The sequence below is a fragment of the Aeromonas sp. ANP5 genome, from assembly GCF_963870295.1.
In the GTDB taxonomy this organism is placed as follows: domain Bacteria; phylum Pseudomonadota; class Gammaproteobacteria; order Enterobacterales; family Aeromonadaceae; genus Aeromonas; species Aeromonas veronii.
The window spans coordinates 91825-110113 of record NZ_CAWMRY010000001.1 but is presented as its reverse complement, the minus strand read 5'-3'; the positions used below and the strand labels follow the sequence as shown (position 1 = coordinate 110113).

13 protein-coding genes are annotated in these 18289 nt (G+C 61.1%); 7 read left to right on the top strand and 6 right to left on the bottom strand.

Features of this window, described 5'->3' with window-relative positions:
• Positions 1-134 precede the first annotated feature (134 nt).
• From AACT07_RS00465 to AACT07_RS00450, 4 genes are all read left to right on the top strand, one after another.
• The gene (locus AACT07_RS00465; protein WP_005338467.1) at positions 135-779 is read left to right on the top strand and encodes a response regulator; all 645 of its coding nucleotides are present in this window, start codon (positions 135-137) and stop codon (positions 777-779) included.
• A 113-nt stretch (positions 780-892) separates the two neighbouring features.
• A complete protein-coding gene (locus AACT07_RS00460) occupies positions 893-1489 on the top strand; it encodes a TetR/AcrR family transcriptional regulator (RefSeq protein WP_069526269.1) in 597 nt (198 codons plus the stop codon).
• An 82-nt stretch (positions 1490-1571) separates the two neighbouring features.
• Entirely contained in the window at positions 1572-2450 is an 879-nt protein-coding gene (locus tag AACT07_RS00455; RefSeq protein ID WP_069526268.1) for an alpha/beta hydrolase, read from the top strand.
• Between the two features lie 112 nt (positions 2451-2562).
• Positions 2563-3708, top strand: coding sequence for a patatin-like phospholipase family protein (locus tag AACT07_RS00450; RefSeq protein ID WP_005347843.1), 1146 nt, complete (start codon positions 2563-2565; stop codon positions 3706-3708).
• 28 nt (positions 3709-3736) lie between these two features.
• Here the strand turns inward: AACT07_RS00450 and AACT07_RS00445 are convergent, their stop codons facing one another.
• Complete coding sequence (locus AACT07_RS00445; RefSeq protein ID WP_069526267.1) at positions 3737-5689, bottom strand: monovalent cation:proton antiporter family protein; 1953 nt, start codon at positions 5687-5689, stop codon at positions 3737-3739.
• A gap of 118 nt (positions 5690-5807) precedes the next feature.
• Between AACT07_RS00445 and AACT07_RS00440 the strand changes: the two genes are divergently transcribed.
• Complete coding sequence (locus AACT07_RS00440) at positions 5808-6710, top strand: GGDEF domain-containing protein (protein WP_005347848.1); 903 nt, start codon at positions 5808-5810, stop codon at positions 6708-6710.
• Positions 6711-6799: 89 nt separating this feature from the next.
• Here AACT07_RS00440 and tilS read toward each other — a convergent pair whose 3' ends face one another.
• Positions 6800-8158, bottom strand: a complete 1359-nt coding sequence (gene tilS / locus AACT07_RS00435) for a tRNA lysidine(34) synthetase TilS (RefSeq protein WP_069526266.1) — start codon at positions 8156-8158, stop codon at positions 6800-6802.
• Between the two features lie 180 nt (positions 8159-8338).
• On the opposite strand from tilS, the gene AACT07_RS00430 reads away from it, so the two are divergent.
• Entirely contained in the window at positions 8339-10372 is a 2034-nt protein-coding gene (locus AACT07_RS00430) for a M13 family metallopeptidase (RefSeq protein ID WP_069526358.1), read from the top strand.
• Between the two features lie 58 nt (positions 10373-10430).
• Positions 10431-10868 carry a PliI family lysozyme inhibitor of I-type lysozyme gene (locus AACT07_RS00425; RefSeq protein ID WP_058059044.1) on the top strand — a complete coding sequence of 146 codons (438 nt, stop codon included), beginning with the start codon at positions 10431-10433 and terminating at the stop codon, positions 10866-10868.
• Between the two features lie 76 nt (positions 10869-10944).
• On the opposite strand, the gene pdxY is transcribed toward AACT07_RS00425, so the two are convergent.
• The 4 genes from pdxY to cadC all read right to left on the bottom strand — a co-directional run bounded on the left by pdxY (position 10945) and on the right by cadC (position 17740).
• Positions 10945-11805: a pyridoxal kinase PdxY gene (gene pdxY / locus AACT07_RS00420; RefSeq protein ID WP_069526265.1), complete on the bottom strand. Its 861-nt coding sequence runs from the start codon at positions 11803-11805 to the stop codon at positions 10945-10947.
• Between the two features lie 93 nt (positions 11806-11898).
• Positions 11899-14031, bottom strand: a complete 2133-nt coding sequence (locus AACT07_RS00415) for a lysine decarboxylase CadA (RefSeq protein WP_069526264.1) — start codon at positions 14029-14031, stop codon at positions 11899-11901.
• A 76-nt stretch (positions 14032-14107) separates the two neighbouring features.
• On the bottom strand, positions 14108-15442 hold the full coding sequence (gene cadB / locus AACT07_RS00410; protein WP_005347861.1) for a cadaverine/lysine antiporter: 1335 nt from the start codon (positions 15440-15442) through the stop codon (positions 14108-14110).
• A 750-nt stretch (positions 15443-16192) separates the two neighbouring features.
• Positions 16193-17740, bottom strand: a complete 1548-nt coding sequence (gene cadC / locus AACT07_RS00405) for a lysine decarboxylation/transport transcriptional activator CadC (RefSeq protein WP_069526263.1) — start codon at positions 17738-17740, stop codon at positions 16193-16195.
• Positions 17741-18289 lie beyond the last annotated feature (549 nt).

Genomic DNA, 18289 nt, shown 5'->3' with positions numbered 1-18289 from the left:
CCTGCCCTTGATGGCAAAACATCCGATGGTCGCTTCACATTTGCGCACCGGCGGGTTTGACCCTCTTGGTGAGCGATGCTAGTTTGATTTTTCAAAACAATCAGTTAGCAACAATGTGAGCCATTAACCGAAATATGGACAGCCAATTTACCATCGTCATCGCAGATGACCACCCCCTGTTTCGGGGCGCCCTTTACCAAGCGGTGCACATGGCCATCAACGACGCTCAATTGCTGGAAGCGGACTCCATCGACAGCCTGACCAGCCTGCTCGGCGAGCACCCCGAAGTTGACCTGTTGCTGCTCGATCTCAAGATGCCGGGAGCCAATGGCTTCGAGGGGCTGGCCCACCTGCGCGGCCAGTATCCCGACCTGCCCATCGTGGTGGTCTCCGCCTCGGAAGATGCGGCCATCATCCAGCAGGTATTGCGGCTCGGGGCGCTCGGCTTCATTCCCAAATCGGTACCGATGAAGGAGCTGGTCAACGCCCTCAATACGGTGATCGGGGGGGATAACTGGGTGCCGGAAGGCATCTCGCTCCATCCCGAATCGGAAGATGGCCCCGATTTCGCCAGCAAGCTGGCCAGCCTTACCCCCCAGCAATACAAGGTGCTGATCATGCTGCGCGATGGCAGCCTCAACAAACAGATCGCCTGGGAGCTCAACGTCTCCGAGGCCACCATCAAGGCCCATATCACCGCCATCTTCAGAAAACTGGGCGTCAAAAACCGCACTCAGGCGGTCATCGCCCTGCAACAGCTCGATATCAAGGAGAGCTGAGCCCCGAACGCGGCGACACAGGCCAGATGAGATAGCCAGCCATGCTGGCTATTTGTTGCTCGACAATTAGCACGATCGTACTTTATGCTGCCAGCGCCAACGAGGAGAGAAGGATGAGTAAAGGGCGCCTGACCCGGGAAACCATTTTGCAGACCGCCTTTGAGCAGGCGAGCCAGCAAGGGCTGGAGAGCCTGACCATAGGCTCGCTGGCCAGCGCCTGCGAGATGTCGAAAAGCGGCCTGTTTGCCCACTTTCAATCCCGCGACAACCTGCAGATCGCCGTGCTGGAGTACGCCGCCGAGGTGTTCCGGCTGCGGGTGATCCAGCCGGTACGCCAGCAGGAGCACCAGAGCCAGCACGACAAGCTGATCGCCCTGCTGCGCGCCTGGCAGGCGTGGAACCACTGCTTCGCCGGACGCTGCATGTTCCTCGACGCCTGGACCTCGGTGCAGGATGGCCATGAGCAAAAGAGCCCCGTGCAGCAAGCCGCCCGGCAACTGGTGCGCTTCTGGCTCGACTATCTGGCCCGTCAGGTGATGCAGGGGCAGGCCGCTGGTGAGTGGCGACGGGAGATGGATCCCTGGCGCGCCGTTTATCGCCTCTATGGCCTCTATCTGGCGGATCAGGTGTTCAACGATCTCGAACTGTGTCAGGATCCGGCCCGCCACTTCTGGCCCGAAGTGGACGCTCTGCTGAGCAGCTGGCGCTGATGTTTTGGCATCCGTTCAACACGACTTTTTAAAAACCGACAAAAAAGCACGACCGTTCGCACATAAAAACCACAGGATGACCATGAGCAGCAAGATCTACTTCAACACCCGCCGCTTTAGCCCGAGCAAATGGCTGCTGGGGATCGGCACCCGCTTACACCACAGACTCGCCCCCACCCATGCCAAGCGCACCGCCAGCAAGTTGCTGCTGACCCCCCAGCGCAACCAGCGGGGTGGCCACGAACCTGCCGGTCTGGTGAAGCAGGCCGTCCATACCAGCGAAGGGGTATTGATGAGCTATCGGCTAGGTCAGGGGCCGCTGTGGCTGCTGATGCACGGCTGGTCCGGCAGCGCCAGCCAGTTCTATCCGCTGATGAGCCATATCGCCGCGCAGGGTTTCACCGCCATTGCCTACGATCATCCGGCCCACGGCCAGAGCGCAGGCAACACTGGCCATCTGCCCCGCTTCGTGCGCGCCTTCGACGAGCTGGCGACCAAGCTGGCCAGCGAAGTAGGCCCGCTGCACGGGATCATCGCCCACAGCATGGGGGGCGCCGTCACCCTCTCCAGCCGTCAGCCGGGTATCGATACCCTGCCGCTGCTGTTGATTTCGCCAGTGCTCGACTATGTGCCCCAGCTCTACGGCATGGTGGCGCGCTCCGGCTACTCCATCCGGTTGTTCGATGCGGTGGTCAAGGAGATTGAGCAAGAGTACCAACACCCCTTGAGCACGGTCGATCCACTGGGCCGCCTCGCCAGTCGCAGCGGTGCGGCGATGATAGTGCACGACGAGGAGGACAGATTTGCCCCGCACGGCGATTCCTTGCGGGCCAGTCAGGATGGTCATACCCGGCTGGTGAGCACCCGGGGTCTGGGCCACGGTCGTATCCTCGCCAGCGCCCCGGTATTCGCCGCCTTCGATCAGCTGGCTCGACCGGAAAATCCTCACCGCGCCCTTTGACATGGGGCCATGAAAAAAACGGGCCAGCGCCCGTTTTTATATTTGATACAGCGCCTTATAGTTAATTTGTCAGTGGGAACATTCTTATCAGGACACAATAAGGCGCCAGCATATGGCCAGACCCAATACAGCGTTGTTGCTCACCGGTGGCGGTGCTCGCGCCGCCTATCAGGTCGGCGCCCTCAAGGCGATTGCGGAGCTCTACCCGCGCAATCTCGGCATCCCTTTTCCCATCCTGTGCGGCACTTCGGCGGGGGCCATCAACGTCACCGCGCTCGCCTGCTACGCCTCCTGCTTCCATCTGGGGGTGCGCAAGCTGGAGTGGGTCTGGCGCCGTTTCGAGACTCACCACATCTTCGATTTTCACCCGGGGCGCCTGCTGTGGCGGCTGATGTACGAGGGGTCGGCAGGGCTGATCAATCCCCACACCAACCACGCCTTTCACCTCTTTGACAACGCGCCGCTGCACCGCCTGCTGGATCAACTCATCGACTATCACCGCATTGATGACAACATCCTCTACGGCAGTCTGGAGGCACTGGCCATCACGGCGTCGGATTACGATGACGGCCTCTCCACCACCTTCTTTCAGGGGCGGGCCGACCATCATCCATGGGAGCGGGCGAGACGGCGCGGTGTACGCACCGTGCTTACATCGGAGCACCTGCTCGCCTCCTCGGCGTTGCCCTTTGTCTTTCCGGCCACCCGGATCGGCGAGAAATTCTACGGCGACGGTTCCATCCACCAGCTGAGCCCGCTCAGCCCCGCCATCCATCTGGGGGCGGAGCGGATCCTGCTGATCACCCTGGATCCGCCGGCCCACTCGGCGCCGACCCATCATCACGGCCATCTCACCAGCTCCAATATCGCCAGCCATCTGCTCGATACAGTCTTTACCGACACCCTCAACTCCGATCTGGAGCGGCTGTGGCGCATCAACCAGACTCTGGATCTTATCCCGGAGCGGGAACGCAACCGCCTAAAGCTGAAGCGGGTGGAGACCTGCGTGCTGAAACCGAGTCAGGATCTCGACACCATCGCACTGGCCTACCTGCGCAAACTGCCGCTAAAGTTGCGCCGGCTATTGCGGGTGCTGGGTGTGAAGGGGGATGAGACCAGCAGTCTGGCCAGCTTTTTGATGTTCTATCCGGGTTATTGTCAGCAGCTGATCAAGCTGGGCTATCAGGACACCCTGAGGGAGCGGGAGAGAGTCGTCGCCTTCCTCGATATCGAAGGGCTACCAAAAGAACGGGAATAAAGGGGGCGGCCGATGAGTGCAAGGGGACTCAGCGCCCCTCCAGCAAACGCTGCTCCGCCTGCTCCATCGCCACCACGGTACCAAACAGGATCAGTCGGTCACCGGCCGCCAGCACCAGCTCGGGTCTGGGCTCCAGACTCTGATCCCCGCGCTGCACCTCCTTGATCCGCACCTCATCGAGCGGCAGCTCGCGCACTTCACGGCCTACCGCCCACGCCTGATCGTGCAGCAACAGCGGATGGAGGCGTTCAAGCAGCTGATCTGCCTCCAGATTGCTGGCACTCTGATCCCCCCAGTAGAAGCCGTGCAGGAAGCGATACTGACTGCTGCGCTCCAGCTCCATCCGGCGGATCACCCGACCGATGGGGATATCGCAATTGAGCAGCAGGTGGGAGACCAGCATCAGGGCCCCTTCCTGGGATTCGGGGATCACCTCGAAAGCCCCCGCCTGCTTGTACTGCTCCAGAAAACTGTCATCCCGGGTGCGCACCAGCACCTTGAGATCCCCCGCCAGTTCGCGGATCAGTGCCAGCATCGCCTCCACCCGCTTGCGATCATCGAAGGTGATGATCACCAGCCGCGCCCGCAACAACCCGGCGGCCAGCAGAATATCGCGGCGACTGGCATCGCCAAAGGCCACCTGCTCCCCCGCCAGCTTGGCCTCGCTCACCCGCTCCGGGTCAAGATCGAGGGCCAGAAAGGGGATCTCCTCGATCTTGAGAAAGCGGGCACAGGTCTGCCCCGCCCGGCCAAAGCCGGCGATGATGACGTGCTGGTTTTTGCTCAGGCCCGACTGTGCTACCTCGGAGCGAGTAAGCAGCGCCGGATCGGTCAGGCTGCGGGCCAGCGAATGGGCCTGAGTCACCAGCCAGGGGGTCATGGCGATGGAGATGATGCCGATGCCGATGAGCAGGGAGACCAGCTGCTGATCCAGCAGGCCGTGGTGGAGCGCCAGTGCCAGCAGCACGAAGCCGAACTCCCCCACCTGACTGAGCATGATGCCGGCGGCCATGCTGTCGCGCTTGCGCTCCCCCATCAGACGCCCGGCCAGCAGCACCAGCAAGGATTTACAGAGCACCAGCAGCACCACGCAGATCAGCACCTGCCACCAAGCACGCGCCACCAGCTCCCACTCCATGGCCATACCGATGGTGATAAAGAAGAGCCCCATCAGCACATCGCGAAAGGGCTTGATGTCCACCTCCAGCTGATGACGGTAGTGGGACTCCCCCAGCATCATCCCCGCCAGAAACGCCCCCAGCGCCATCGACAACCCCAGCGAATGGGTCATGTAAGCAGCCAGCAGCGCCACCAGCAGGGCGCTCAGCACAAAAAGCTCGTCGGAGCGGGCCCGCGCCACCTCGTGAAACAGCAGCGGCAGCAACCACTTGCCCACCGCCAGCAGAGTGAAGAGAGCAAACAGCCCCTTGAGGGTGGCCCAGGCGATCTCGGCGGCTAGGGCGCTCCCTTGCACTTCCGGCTGGGCGAGGATCGGGATCATCACCAGCAGGGGCACCACTGCCAGATCCTGAAACAGCAGCACGCTCACCCCCAACTGGGCGCGGCGGGTATGAAGCTGCTTCTGCTCGCCGAGCTGCTTGATCACCACCGCCGTCGAGGAGAGTGCCAACGTCCCCGCCACCACCAGCGACTGGGCCAGACCCAGCCCCCACCACCAGCCGATGGCGAAGAAGAACAACGAGGTGAGCAGCACCTGCAACATCCCGACCCCCAGCACCAACCGGCGCATCGCCAGCAATTTCGGCAGGGAGAACTCCAGCCCCAGCGAGAACATCAGAAAGACGATCCCCAGCTCGGCAATGGTCTGCATGATCGACTGACCGGTGATCACCGCCAGCCCGTGGGGCCCGAGCAAGACGCCGGCAATCAGGTAGGCAAGGATGACCGGCAAGCCGAGGCGCCGGAAAGTTGCCACCAGCAGAACAGCGGCGAACAGCAGGATCAACAGGTCGGTGTACAAATTTCCCTCTCCTTTTATCGACTTAAGCTTAGTCAGCCGATCTGGCGGGCAGGAAAGATATATTGGGCATGCCAATTGCAGGGAGGAGACAGTAGTCAGGTGTTACAGGTGGAAGACCATGGAAAATACGTCGTCACTTAATGGCTTTAGCCATGGCATCGAGCAGTGGGTTCGCCAGATGGAGCGGCTCACGCCGTTGCCCAGCGTTGAACGCAACCAGTTGCTCGAGCAGTTGTTGGGGCAGAGCGATCTCGGCGGTCTGCTGACAACTTTTGCCGATCGTGCGGCAAGAATTGTCAGGATCCACGGTCTCTACCTCGATTGTGGCCAGCCCCATGTGCTGATCCAGCACCCGCCGCTGGCCACCCTCAACCTGCACAACTATCCGTTCGAGCTGCGCGGTCAGCATGGCCAGCTGCTCGGCCAGCTCCACTACGAGCTGGAACATCCGCTGAGCGGCAGCCAGCAACGGGTACTGATGCAATACCATCAGCTGCTCTGCCTGCTGCTGCCCCTCTATCTGCGGCTGGAAAAACTGGATCAGCTGGTCCGGCTCGATCACCTGACCGGCCTTGGCAACCGCTCCTACTTTGACGAGGCCATCGGCCGCGCCATCGAGCAGCACAGCCGCGAGCCTCACGGTCTGGTGCTGGTGCTGCTGGATCTCGATCGCTTCAAGCAGATCAATGACACCTGGGGTCATCCGGTGGGGGATCTGGTGCTGAGCCGCTTCGCCCAGCTGCTCAAAGGGTGCATCCGCAGTACGGATCAAGCCTTCCGGCTCGGGGGAGATGAATTTGCCCTGCTGCTGCAACCGGCCGAACCCGAGGCGTGGCGTCCGGTCTGGCTGCGACTGCAGCATATGTTGATGACCAACAAGGAGCTCAGCACCTTCTCGGTCGGATGCAGCCTTGGCGCCGCCAGCTGGCAATCCGGGGTCGATGTGCCGAGCCTCTACGAGGCAGCCGACAGTCACCTCTACGCCCGCAAGAAAGCAGGCAAGGCCAGCCCTAACGAATAATCCCGAACTCTTCTTTGCTCCGGCACATGCGAGCCATGTGACCGGAGCTTCTTTTTTTGGGGCTAATCCCCCCTCACACCGAGCTCACCTCAGGCAAGATCCTGCTCGGGTAGAACCGGGGCTGCACCGCTCCCCTGCCAGTGGCACACCAGCCCGGCCCCCTGTGCCATAAAACCGTCGCAGACAAAGAGCCCCACCACCGCCGCCACCTGCTCGCCATAGTAGAGGATGGGAATGCGCCCCCGCTGCCACGAAGGCACGCCATACTCCTGCAGCAGCTTCTTCATCCGCCGACTACCGCTTCGCCCCACCGGTTTGAGGGGGATCCCGGGCGCCACCTGAAAACGCACCGAGAGGGGTTCATCCGCTCGGGGGGGGCGCAGCAGCCCCTCGCCGTGCTCCGCCATGCGCACCACCAGCTCACCCAACCCGTCCGGCAGGGTCAGCGGCTCACCCACTGTGACCGGCAACACCTGATGGCAAGGTTGCAGATCAGGGCTCACCAGATAGAGTCGCTCCTGAAAACGACGGCAGCTCTGGCGCCCCCAGTTGAGCCGGGGATTGGCATCGCCGCGCGCCAACGCTACCTCCTGCCAGAGCCGGGCAAGCTGCTCACGGGATGGCATCTCCCCCCCCTGACGGCGGATCCAGTAGCGCAGCAGGTTGTTGCGCCGGGTGGGTGAAAGGGCGTGCAGCGGGCCGATATGGAGCGCTTCCCCCTCGCCCGCCAGCTGCCAGTCGCTCTCGGCCAACTCATCCAGCAGCGCCTCCTGCTCGGCGCACAGGGCCATGCTGCGTGCCGCGGTCTGGGCCATGGCGGGCCAGCGCGCCTTGAGTTGGGGGATAAGCGTCTGGCGCAAAAAGTTGCGGTCATAACTCACGTCCAGATTGCTCTCATCCTCCACCCAGCCAAAGGGGAGGCTCGCTGCCGCCTCGGCCAGCTCGGCGCGACTCATATCGAGCAGCGGCCGCAGCAGCAGACCGCCAGCAAAGGGCTGGCTTGGCAGGATCCCCGCCAGTCCACGCAGACCGGCGCCGCGCTTGAGGGCCAGCAGCAGGGTCTCCAGCTGATCGTCCTGATGGTGGGCGGTGAGCAGCCACTCCCCCTCCCGCATCCGGGCGGTCAGCCGCTGGTAACGGGCTGTGCGCGCCTGCGCCTCCAGACTCTCGCCATTGCCGCGGGCCAGAGTCACCCGCTCGACCAGCAGCTCCACCGCCAATTGCTGACACACGGCTTCACAATGAGCGACCCACTCATCGGCATGGGGACTGAGGCCGTGGTGCACGTGCAGGGCGCGAAGTGGCAGGCCGTGCTCGCGGGCATACTGCGCCGCCAGCACCAGCAGCAAGGTAGAGTCGAGGCCGCCACTGAAGGCCACCAGCAGACCGATGGAACCTTCCGGCGCTGGCATAGTCAGACAAAAGCGAGAATAAAGATGAGAAATCATAGGCTTCCCCAAAACGAACCGGCCGATCTTAGCAGAGTCGGGCTTATCAAGCTGCAACCCTGCTGCTAGAGTGAGGCTCGCCCGCCCTCTCCACCAGGCTGGCCGCAAGGCGGTCGCACAACCGGTTGGAGCAAGGAAGATGGGCAGGGAAGCAAACAATCCGAATTGGAATCAAACAAGATGAACAATAAGAAAAGCTTACTGGCCGGCCTGATTGGACTGGCACTGCTGGCTGGCTGCAGTCAGGCACCGCAAGACTCCCCCAAACACTCCGGGCTGGCGCTGGCCAATATGGACACCCAGGTCAAACCCGGCGATGACTTCTTCCGCTACGTCAATGGCAAGTGGCTCGCCACCGCCAAGATCCCCGACGATCGCCCCGCCGATGGCGCCTTCTACATGCTGCGGGACAAATCCCTCGCCGATGTGCGGGTGCTGGTCGAGGGGCTGGCCAAGCAGGAGGCCGCCACCGGCACGCCGACCCAGCAGATCCGCGATCTCTACGCCAGCTATCTGGATCAGGCTGGCCGTGACGCCAAGGGGCTCACCCCGCTGGCACCGACGCTGGCCGACATCGATCGGATCGGTGATCAGGCCGCGCTGGCCCGTGCCTTTGCCCAGTCGGGCCGCATGGGCGGCGGCGCGCCGTTTGGCATCTGGATCGACGCCGATGCCAAGTCCCCCGACCGCTATGCGGTCTACCTCTATCAAGGTGGACTGGGGCTGCCGGATCGGGACTACTACCTCAAGCAGGATCCCGAGAGTCAGGCCCTGCGCCAGAAGTACCAGCAGCATATCGCCGCCATGCTGAGCCGCCTCGGTGAGTCTGATCCGAGCGGCAAGGCCAAACGGATTCTGGCCCTCGAAACCCGGCTCGCCACCATCCAGTGGGACAACGTCGCGCTGCGGGATCGGGAGAAGAACTACAACAAGCGCCCCGTCAGCGAACTGGCACGGCTCGCCCCCCACCTCGACTGGCAGGCTTATCTCAATGCCGCGGGCATCGCTGGCCAGCCGGAGCTCATCATCGGTCAGCCGACCTATCTGAGCGCGCTGGATCAGGTGATGGCCCAGACCCCCATCGCCGACTGGCAGGCCTACCTCAAGTGGCAACTGCTGACCGACTACGCCCCCTATCTCGACAGCGAGACCGACCGCGCCAACTTCGCCTTCTACGGCACCACATTGAGCGGCACGCCCAAGCAGCGCGCCAGCTGGGAGCGGGCACTCGGGGTGCTGAACGATCATCTGGGTGAAGCAGTCGGCCAGCTCTATGTGGCCCGCTACTTCCCGCCAGCAGCAAAGGAGCGGATGGAGCAGCTGGTTGAGAACCTGCGCACCGCCTACGGTCAGAGCATCAAGGAGCTCGACTGGATGTCGCCCGAGACCAAGGCGCAGGCACTCGAGAAGCTGGCCAAGTTCCGCCCCAAGATCGGCTACCCCGACAAGTGGAAGGATTACAGCGCCATCACCATCAAACCGGATGATCTGGTGGGCAACCTGCAACGCTCGCAAGCCTTTGAATACGCAGACAGTCTGGCGCGCCTCGGCAAGCCGGTCGACCGGGACGAGTGGCACATGTCGCCGCAGACGGTGAACGCCTACTACAACCCGAGCAACAACGAGATCGTCTTCCCAGCGGCCATTTTGCAGCCCCCCTTCTTCGACATGACGGCGGATGATGCGGTCAACTACGGCGCCATCGGCGGGGTCATTGGCCACGAGATGGGCCACGGTTTTGATGATCAGGGGGCCAAATCCGACGGTGACGGCATGATGCGCGACTGGTGGACGCCGCAGGATCTCAAGGAGTTCCGCTTCCGCACCAGCCGTCTGGTGGCCCAGTACAACCGCTTCGAGCCCATCAACGGCCAGTTCGTCAACGGCCAGTTTACCCTGGGGGAGAACATCGGCGATCTGGGCGGTCTCACCATCGCCCACAAAGCCTACGAGCTGTCGCTGGATGGCAAGGAGGCACCGGTGCTGGACGGCTTCACCGGCGAACAGCGCTTCTTCCTCGGCTGGGCGCAGGTGTGGAAGGGGATGTATCGCCCCGAGCTGATGCAGATGCTGCTGCGCTCCGACCCCCACTCGCCCCCCGAGTACCGGGTCAACGGCGTGGTGCCGAACATTCCCGCCTTCTACGAGGCATTCAACATCCAGCCGGGGGACAAGCTCTATCTGCCACCCCAGAAGCGGGTGAAGATCTGGTAACAGCATCACGGCGGGCTCCCCGGGAGCCCGCACTCAAGAGACAGCAAGAGGTTGCAAGATGAACAGAGCATTGATGATGGCAGGGCTGCTGACCCTGCCGCTGGCGGCACAAGCCGAAGAGGGATTTAGCAAGCAGCTGACCCTCCCCTCCGGGCAGGTGATCCGGGTGGAGCAGGGGGCCGGTGAGCCCGCCTCCATCGGCAGCTATGACGTGCGGCTCTATTCGGGCCAGAACGCCCAGTTTCCACTGGATGAGTTTCAGGATGGCAAGGTGATGGCCCGCAACGGCTTTATCCGGGAGCTGAAACTGGTCGATTTGAATGGCGACAAGCAGCCCGAGCTGGTGGTCATCATCGAGAGCGCCGGCAGCGGCAGCTATCAGGATGCCGATGCCTACACCGTCAGCCCGCAAGGGGAGCTGGAGATCTTCAATCAGGTCAAGGAGCTGGAGCCCAAAGAGGATGTGGTCAAGGCGCTCAAAAGCCCGCAGGACTAAGCCCTCTCCCGACATCTGACATATAAAAAGCCCTGATGATCAGGGCTTTGTTGTTTTTGCTGTTGGCGCAAACAGCTCAGAGGCGGGTCGCCCGAATGGAGACCTGCGGCAGCGCCATCTCATGCTGGGCCGCCACCAGTTGCAACTCGTAGGCCCCCGCCAGCCAGGTGCGAGCCAGCACGGCATCAACGCTGGCGTTGGTAAGTTCGAACGCCGCTACCGGGCTGCAACCGGCCAGCAGATTGGCCAGCATGGTGGCGCTCAGCAGATCCCCCACCCCGATGGGGTGGCGGGCAAAAGGGTAGAGCGGGCGGGAGAGATGAAAGGTCCCCTCCTCGCACACCAGCAGCATCTCGAAGCGGTCCATGGCAAAACCGGCCTTGCCCAGATGCTTGACCATCACCAGCTTGACCCCTTGCGCGCGCAGCTGCTGGCACGCCTCGATGGCCTCAGGCACATTGCGGATATCGCGGCCGGTGAGCTGTTCCAGCTCCAGCAGATTGGGGGCCAACATATCGGCGCAGGCCAGTGCCCGATGTTTCAGAAAATCGGCGACGCCGGGTGCCACTATGCACCCCTTGTCGGGGTGACCCATCACGGGGTCGCAAAAATAGATCGCGGCCGGATTGAGCGCCTTGAGCCGGGCCACCGCCGCCAGGATCTCCTCCCCCTGTTCGGCCGAGCCGAGGTAGCCGCTCAGCAGCGCATCGCACTCGGCCAGCACACCGATCTCCGCCAGGCCGTTTACCAGCTGACGGATATGGCCGCCAGGCATCACCATCCCCTGCCAGCCTTCGCTGTATTGGGTGTGGTTGGAGAACTGCACCGTGTTCATCGGCCACACCTCGATCCCGAGGCGACGCATGGGAAAAACGGCGGCGCTGTTGCCGGCACAGCCAAAGACTACGTGGGATTGAATGGAGAGCACTCGCTTCATGGTTGGCGACTCACGCAATAAGAACAGGAATTCCGGAGGGAAAAACGGGCCTTGCGGCCCGTTGTTGTCACTTTCGACTGTTGTCACTGTCGATTAACGCAGCACCTTGACGGTGTAGCTGCCATCGGCCTGACGATAGAGGCCGTGGATGTCGGTCTCGAAGCCTGGGTAGTGGGCACCGATCTCGCACAGCATCTCGAGGAACTCGAGCACCGGCAGAGAATCCTGGGTCACCATCTCGCCCGGCAGAACCAACGGAACTCCCGGCGGGTACGGCAGGATCATGTTGGCGCTGATGCGGTCAACCATGTCACGCAACGGCACCTCTTCCAGATTGCCCGCCAGCTCTTGCTGCCATGCAGCGTGCGGGGTCATCTTCATCTCCGGCAGCACGTCAAACGCCTTGAACATCAGCTCCGGCAGACGGTACTTGCAGGTCAGATCGTGGATGCTCTGGGCCAGCTCCTGAATGCGCATCCCTTCGTAGAAGCTCGGGTCTTCACGATAGAGGCTCGGCAGGATGTTCTTGATGGTCAGGTTCAGGTCATAACCACGCTTGAACTCGGTCAGGGCGCGCAGCAGCTGCATCGCCTTGGACTGATCGATACCGATGGAGAAGAGGAACAGCATGTTGTAAGGACCGGTCTTCTCGACCACGATGCCGCGCTCGTCCAGGAACTTGGAGACCAGAGAGGCAGGGATGCCCTTCTCCAGCAGCTTGCCATCACGACCCATACCCGGGGTCAGCAGGGTGACCTTGATCGGATCCAGGTACATGTGGTTGTCATCGATGTCCTTGAAACCGTGCCAGTCATCTTTCGGATCCAGCTTCCAGCACTCGACGGTGTCGATGTTGTCCGGCTGCCATACGTCGAAGAACCAGCCTTCGCTCTGATCACGCAGACGCTTGATCTCTTTGCGGAAGGAGATGGCGCGATCGATGGAGTCCTTGATCAGACGCTTGCCGGTGTTGCCACGCATCATGGCAGCGGAGATCTCGGTCGAGGCCACGATGCCGTACTGCGGCGAGGTAGAGGTGTGCATCATGAAGGCTTCGTTGAAGGTCTCTTCCTCCACGTCACCCTTGATGTGGATCATCGAGGCCTGGGAGAAGGCTGCCAGCAGCTTGTGGGTGGACTGGGTTTCATAGAACACCTTGCCCGGCATCGCTTCGCCACTCATGCCGCACTTGCCTTCATAGATCGGGCTGAAGTTGGTGTAAGGGACCCAGGCACTGTCGAAGTGGATGTAAGGGGTATCCAGACTCTCCTTGATGAAGCCGGTGTTGTAGAGCAGGCCATCATAGGTGGAGTTGGTGACGACGGCGTAACGGGGAGCCTGGGCACCCGGTGTCGCGGCAACCTTGGCAGCGATGGTGTCGCGGCTGAATTCGCTCTGCGGGATACCGCCCAGAATGCCGTAGGCGTTGCGGGTCGGACGGAAGTAGATCGGCGTCACGTCGTTCATCATCATCAGGTGAGTGAGCGACTTGTGGCAGTTGCGGTCAACCAGCACTGTGCTGCCGGCCGGCGCGGAGTACATGCCGACGATCTTGTTGGCAGTGGAGGTACCGTTGGTAACGATGTAGGAGCGATCGGCGTTGAAGGTACGGGCGATGTACTCTTCTGCTTCCTTGTGCGGACCAGAGTGATCCAGCAGGGAGCCCAGCTCCGGCATGGAGATGGAGACGTCAGCCTTGAACGCGTTCGGGCCATAGAAGTCATAGAAGATGCTGCCGGCCGGGCTCATCTGGAAGGCGGTACCGCCCATGTGACCCGGAGTACAGAAGGTGTATTTACCCTCTTCCACGTACTTGAACAGTGCCTTGGTGAACGGCGGCAGGATGGCGTCCTGATACTCCTGAGTGGCCTGACCCATCTTGAGGGCGATGTCATCGGCCATGCCAAGACGGTACTCGAAGAAGTGCACGTTCAGACGCAGGTCGGTCAGGTGAATATCCAGGGTGGACTGGTCGTTGGCGAAGGCGAAGATCGGCAGCTTCTCGTTGCGATCATGGATCTCCTTGCACAGGCCCAGAGAGTATTTGTCCCAGTCGAAGATGGCGCCGCAAACGCGGGGGTTCTTCTCAATCAGTTTCAGCAGGTCGGCCACATCGACCGGATAAACAACTTCGAAACCCTTGCGCTCGAGGGAGGCTTGCAGCTGGCGAATGGGTTCTTCTTTAAAGAAAACGCCCAGGTGGTTGAGGATGGCAATGATATTCATCGTAATGCTCCACACGTAAAGGGGCGCTCTCCATCAGGGATGGTGAGTGAAGAGCGCTCGGAAGATAAAAGGGGAATTAGTTGCTAGGTTGCTCGTTGAGCAGGGCGTCGTGCTGACGCAGACCCTGTTTTTTGGCGTAGAACATCAGGATGATGAGCGACACCACGAAGGTAGCGGTAAGGTTGGAACCCTTGGCACCCATCAGGGCCACCAGACAGAAGACACAGGCCACACCGGAGAAGATCATCGCGCCGATGCTGCGGGAGGTCATGCCCTCAAAGCGAATGAGGTTAATGCTGGAGTAGAAGTAGGGCAGCATGGTCAGCAACACCGCATCTGTGGTGAGCACGTTGAAGAGATCAGCAGCGTGAGCGGACTGAGAAGTGAAGGCGGTCAGGCCAACCATCAGGGCAGTCATCTTGAGGGAGCCCAGGATCAGACCCTTCTTGGCCACGCCGTTCTTGTCCACTTCACCGTAGATTTTCGGGAAGTTGCCGTCGTTGGCGGCACGCTTGCCCGCCTCGCCCACCAGCATCATCCAGGAGCCCAGCGAGGTGAAGCAGGCCAGGGCGGTGAAGGCAGAGACAAACGGCGCAGACCAGCTACCGAAGATCGCGGAAGAGGCCATGGCAAACGGTGCACCGGAGGCAGCCACTTCACCGGCCGGGAACATGCCGCTGATCACCTGGGTAGAGAGGATGTAGATAACACCCGCGATACCGGTACCCAGCATGGTAGCGAGCGGTACGGTGCGCTTGGGGTTCTTCACCATGCCGGAAGAGACGGCGGCAGATTCAACACCGACGAAGGACCAGAGGCAGATCAGCACGGCGCTGATGACCGCATGCAGGTCGCTGCCGCTGGTGGTGTTCCAGTTCTGGCTGTAGACTGTGGCATCAAAATGACCCCAGCCCATCACCGCAGTACCGACAACCGGCAGCAAGATCAGCACCAGACCCAGAGTACAGAGTCGGCTCACCCAGCTACCGCCAAGCAGGTTGACGAAGGTGAAGATCCAGACGGCAGCGATGGTGGCTGCGGCGGCCGGAATTGGGCTGTTGAGAATGGGGAAGAAGACCGAGAGGTAGGAGACGCCGGTAATGGCGATGGCCAGGTTACCGATCCAGTTGGCGTGGTAATAGAGCACTCCGGTCTGGAAACCGAACACCGGAGAGATCTCGCCAGCGTAAGCAATGGGGCCACCCTCTTGCGGGTTCTTGGTTGCAAGGCGGGCGAAGACAAAGGCGAGGCCCATGGCGCCTACCAGACAGATTGCCCAGCTAAAGACAGAGATGGAGCCGATGGTGGCCAGTGCCGAAGGCAGCAGCGCGATGCCACTCCCCATCATGTTGCCGGCCACCACACCTGTACAGGCGATAAGGCCAATCTTCTTGCTCGTATCTAGGGACATAAGATCTCCGGTTCTATAAAAGGTCGGGTCGTCACATACACATTTGGCGGAACGCCCCGCCAAAGAATGGGCACAGACTAGGCCTCTCATCCCCGGAAAACATAAAGACCAGCTAACGGATAAAAATATGAGCCAACTTTTTTCGCCGCCTCGTTACTTTTGATAAAAACCATTTAAAAACAGTAAATTGACATCACATCACACAGCCGCCTTGATAAAACCTTGATATCCTTCCGCCCCATTTTTTCCCCTTGATAACCCCCTTATCTCGCCGTCTTGATATTTTTGGCCAGATAAACCCGCGATAAAGCAGCTCCCAATGCACCCCCTCCCCTTGTAACCATCCGAACGCCCAGCTGACCATCACCCTGAGTGGCCACTCACCTCCTGTTCGCCCCTCAGCTCGGCTCATCACAATCCAAACTCAGAGGTAAAGCGCAACGGCGATAACCGGTAAGCAATGAGAAATGGGTCGAGACAGACAGCTTATCCCGCAACCGACAATGAGCAGATGTCACAAGCTGCGTGCGCGGCGTGAAGCCGAACAAACGCGAGTGCAGCGAATGCCGCGTGCAAGACAAAGGCAGATAGTGGGGAGCTGCGGGGGATAAATCGGGCCGCGCCAGAGCGACTATCCCCGGTGGCAAAGAAGCAGGATTGAAACGAGCAGAAACAGCACAGGCCGCCCGAAGGCAGCCTGTCGATAGTGCCAACAACAGGGCTGGCCGATAGAAGCGTAGAGCAGTAGCGTTAGAAGAGCTTCACCTTGCTCTGGCCCAGTGCATTGAACAGAGCCGGGGTGAGGCTCTCCATATTGCTGTAGAAACCGAGCTGCTGGCAGAGCAGATAGGTCTGCTCGGTCGCCTCCATCAGGAAGGCCTGACTGTAGGCATCCCCCGCCGCCTCGGGGCGACCATCCAGCTCCGCCAGCTTGCCCTGCAGTATGTAATAGAGCACCGAGCGGCCGCGACTCGCCGCCTTCTCCAGCAGATAGTTGGCCTGCTGTTGCTGGCCGTTGAGGATCGCCTGCAGGGTCAACGCCTCCCACACCCGAGCTGGGAGAGCGCCGCTGTTTTGCACCACGCTGGCGAGATGGGTGCCAATCCCCTGCAGTCGCTCGCTCTCGGATTTGCCCGCCAGAGTGGCCAGCGCCTCGCCCGCCAGATAGCGCTCCGCCAGCAGCAGCGGCTGATCCGGATGGGCAATCAGCGCCTGCTCCAGCAGATCGATACCCCGCTTCAGAGCGACCGGATCCCGGCTGTTGATGTAGTACTGCGCCTCCATCATCGCCATCAGGGAGGCATCATCGGTCGGCCAGCCCATCCCCGGCTCGGCATCGGGTTGGTCGAGGGCGCGCAGCAGATCCTGGCTGCTCGCCTGCAACACGCCGTGCACACTGTGGCGACTGAGCTGGTACTGATGGCTGAACAGCACCCGGTTGGTATTGATATTGCGATACTCCAGATCGAGATAGGTGCCACGGGGCTGGCGGGTGACCCGCACACTCAGCTCCTTGCCGGGCATGATGCCCCCCATCAGAGTGGTGGCGCCGTACTGCACCCGCAGCGGCGTGGCCACGGCCACCTCCCCCATCAGGGCACGGGTAATGCCATCGGCGAGGCGCACGTTCTCGTTGTTGTCATCCATGCCGGAGTGGAAGCGGAACACCAGCAGATTGGGATCCAGCATGGCGTGTACCTGGGGACTGGTGTGCTGGTAGCTGAGCATGCTGACAATGGCGATCAGCACGATGGCAACGAAGATATCGAAACTCACCATCTTCCAGCGGCTGCGAGCATCCTTGGCATGGGTGGAGATGGCGCGGGTCAGGGGCCCGGCGGGAAAAGGGGCGACATTGGGCTGTGCATCATCATCCTGCTCAGCCGCGGGCGGGCTCAGATCGGAGAGCGTCGGGTTATCGGAGAGAGAGGTATTGACCGCGGGCTGCTCGTCCGCCATCACCACGGAAACCACCTGCAGCGGCCGCACCGGTGCCACCAGCTTGTAGCCGCGCTTGGGTACGGTGACGATATAGTCGGTCGCATCGGTGCGACCATCTTTGAGGATCTTGCGCAGTTCGAAGATGGACTGGGTCACCACCTGATCGGTCACCTCGGCGCCATCCCACACCTCATTGATCAGGGCATCGCGGCCAAACACGGTGCCGGCATTGTGGGCCAGAAACCGCAACAGATTGACCAGTCTGGGTTCGAGGTAGACCTCGCGGTCGGGGCGACACAACATGTTGTCGTCAACGCTCAGGGTCCAGTCGTGGATCTCAAAAACCGATTCGCTCATGATTCACTCGCTGCAGATGGTGACAATGCACGATGAGAGAGACGCAAAACCCGGGCTGACTGAACGGAACAAGGCGCTATCACCACAGGTGACAGATAAAAAGAGAACCGGAGCAATCACATCTCTGAGAGTCAGTCTGGCCAGGCCATCCTGTTTACGTCTGAAGGGCATCCTTGCGGGCATTCCGACCACCGGGATCGGAAGGGATCACTTTAAGCAAAACGGGAGCTGGATCCCACTTTTTTTGCCGACAAATCACCGATGAGTTGATCCAACAGGGGGTTTGGGGCCTGGGATAGAGAATAGAGGGCCCATATGGGCAACCTCTCCATAGCCCCTTCCACAACGATGATGAATTGTTGAACTGGATCCGGCTCTCTTCTTATAATCGCCACACCGTGCCATAACGAAACACAAGGAGGTAAAACATGGTTATCCAAGCGTGCCCGATCATTTCGGCCCGCCTGTTCGGCACATTTGCCTGCTCTTGCCTGCATACCATCGCGCTGCGATAGCGGGTTCGAGCAAAGCCGACTCCCCTCCATACCG